General features: G+C 39.8%; 3 protein-coding genes. All 3 read right to left on the reverse strand.

The window, feature by feature from the left end; all coding sequences use genetic code 11:
* Positions 1-99: 99 nt before the first annotated feature.
* Entirely contained in the window at positions 100-438 is a 339-nt protein-coding gene (locus ACTQ34_RS17740) for a hypothetical protein (protein ID WP_441364925.1), read from the reverse strand.
* A 173-nt stretch (positions 439-611) separates the two neighbouring features.
* Positions 612-1,829: a DNA adenine methylase gene (locus tag ACTQ34_RS17745; protein WP_441364926.1), complete on the reverse strand. Its 1,218-nt coding sequence runs from the start codon at positions 1,827-1,829 to the stop codon at positions 612-614.
* A gap of 3 nt (positions 1,830-1,832) precedes the next feature.
* Complete coding sequence (locus ACTQ34_RS17750; protein WP_441364927.1) at positions 1,833-2,510, reverse strand: hypothetical protein; 678 nt, start codon at positions 2,508-2,510, stop codon at positions 1,833-1,835.
* Between the last annotated feature and the right edge of the window lie 178 nt (positions 2,511-2,688).

Here is a 2,688-nt window from a genome sequence, read left to right on the forward strand (position 1 = left end):
TCAGCACGTCTGCCTTGTATTCTGCACTGTATTTCTGTCCCATCTTCAACACCCTTTCTGTTCTTCATTATACCACCTTGGGTGTGCGGTTTTATTGTATCACTCCATACCGTGAAAGAACCTGCTGGACACTACCTCATACTCTGTACCGACTTTCCCGACCACAGTATACATGATGTTGACGATGCAATCACTTTCGAACTTGGGGGAGAGAGATCCAATACCTGTCTTAACCATATAGTTATTACAAAACTCCCTGTCTACTGCTAATTGCCCACTGCTATCCAGCTGAAACCCAAGGACTGCATTTCCTTCTTTGATGGCATTTTTGATTTGCTTGGCTGTCATACCCACCATGTCCTTGTTCTCGGTAGAGTAGCATTCAAACCCAACGCTCCGTTTACCAAGCATCACTTCGTTAATCAATACTTTGCACATGGTCTTGTTTCTCCTTTTCTATTGGTTTTCTCTTGATGCTTGCATATTGTAACGCTGGGACGAGTGATAAACTATGGTGATTATGTAAGGAATTATTAAGTTAATTTGATCTGATTGCACATTCATTCCTTATACTAAAGAGCCTATTAACATCATGTTAATAGGCTCTTTCTTTATATGGAATAGTTATACCACAACACCTCTGTTCGTCTGTTGTCTGCTTTACCACCAACAGAGGTCTTTGTGGGGATTTCAATTTTGTTCCAACCACGCAGGTATTTATTATATAACTCATTATCATAATTGCTGATAATCATTTTACATTTTGCGTTATGTACCCTGTCCAAAAACAATTCGTGATCTTTATAGTCAGAAGGATGCTTATAAACCCCACAACCTAAATCTTTTTCACCATTAAGATAACTTGGGTCAGCATAACAGAACACATCCGGACTACTTAATATACAAGCATTATCACGACAATAGTCAAGTGCATCTACTTGGTTTACTTGGACACCCTCTAACCTATCAGCAACATCATACAGTCGATCAATTTGTCTATAATATGCTTCTTGGCTCTTATACTTGTACGAAGTCCAATACTTTCCCATTGCGTCACGGCTTTGTGCATATACCACGTATGTAGCTACTGCAAGGTCGATTTCCGAAATGCCATATATTTCAGCTTGTGGACGATCTGTCACGTAGTCCCAAACATCTAAATATTCTATTCCATTTTTACCTCGGATCAGATCGGCCGCGTATTTCCAAGCCTCCAAACGTTCCGTTTCATTTTCACTTTGGAGAAGACCTCTCACGTAATCCCAAAAATCTTCCTTTTTATTTTCACCTTGCTCTTCATGTCCTGACGATGATTGCGTATCTTGTGACTGTAATTCATATGCATCTCGAATTGCATGAAACAAATCATAATGCACCCTAAATTTTTTCCACTTTTCAAGAATATATTCAGCTTTCGCCCTTTCTTCAGGATTTAGCTGGTAGTGTAGACATTTCTTTTTCTTTTGCGCTACGTACTTGAAAAAACGCATTAGCTCGTCAGAAATCTGGGCACCTATATTATCATCAACTTTATTACGGATATCTAATGCCCAATCAAATTGTTCCTGACTATATTCCGTTTCATAGAGCCGGGCAATCAATTCATGTGCTGTGTCCTGATTGCTCATCATGCTAACAAACGCACACAGGCCAGCAGAGGAATCATTGTATATTTCCAAATCATGCCGCGCTTTATTCAGCAAAACCCTACACGCGCCACCAAACATCTCTATGTATGTATCTGTATTCTTATAATCGATCAAATCACAGATCAATGGGGCTAGTTTTGCTTTGCCACCAAAGTAGCTGAACATAGATAGCGTTTTCATTACTCATTTATCCGTTTCCGATGTTGGTAATTCCGGTAACTCTGGTAATGCGCTCTTTCGAAATGACATAACCTTTATCGCTTTGTCTTTCTCAGGTTCCTTTACCGTGCAGTCATATCTTCCAGTGCTACACTTTGTATAACCTTTCTGCTTCAACTGTCTCTTTAACTCCGTTAGGTCTATCGCAGCATACTCGCTATCCCTTATCAAGTCCTGAAATTCTTTTACAGGGATATTATAACACATCTCACCTTTTATTGTGGTTGAGAATGCCATTCCCTCTGCGATACAGTCTGTTACCATCGCCAGAATAGCGTTTAATACCTCACCACTGATGGTTCCCTCATCATCAAAGCTTTCGCATTTCAAATCATAATAATTGTTTTCAATGCACTTTGCTAAATCCGTGAAAACAATCCGGGACGCGATAACGCCATATTCGCGTAAGGATAATAAATTATCAACTAGCTTGGGCATTGCAGCAGATATTTTTCCGGTCTCTTTACCATCCCTATCTAATGCCGTGATAACAAGCCGCTCCCTACCGTTCTGAGCAGACTTCTTGCGCTCTACAATAAATTTGAACTCAATTTCTGGCGCACCGCTATTGTTCTTTTGGTCTAATACTTTCTGATAAGTAAAAGATTGTTTCTGCTTGTTAAACACAATCTGCTTAGCCATAATCTTTCGTCCGTCCATTCTGCTATATACTATATATAATAACAGAAAAAACCAAGCATGTAAATACTAGGTCGTGTCAAGAATTTTTCGCACTTTAGTTCGCAGACTCTGTTATGAATGAAGTCAGCCAGCAATGGAGGCATCCTCAACGGTCGCCTCCAGATGCTTCATGTTCATG

Origin of the sequence: Agathobaculum sp. LCP25S3_E8 (genome assembly GCF_052117165.1) — a bacterium.
Taxonomy (GTDB): domain Bacteria; phylum Bacillota; class Clostridia; order Oscillospirales; family Butyricicoccaceae; genus Agathobaculum.

What these genes read in the sequence shown, in the direction of transcription:
- ACTQ34_RS17740 (WP_441364925.1), bottom strand. Translation starts at nt 438, where the DNA reads ATGTGCAAAGTATTGATTAACGAAGTGATGCTTGGTAAACGGAGCGTT.
- ACTQ34_RS17745 (WP_441364926.1), bottom strand. Translation starts at nt 1,829, where the DNA reads ATGAAAACGCTATCTATGTTCAGCTACTTTGGTGGCAAAGCAAAACTA.
- ACTQ34_RS17750 (WP_441364927.1), bottom strand. Translation starts at nt 2,510, where the DNA reads ATGGCTAAGCAGATTGTGTTTAACAAGCAGAAACAATCTTTTACTTAT.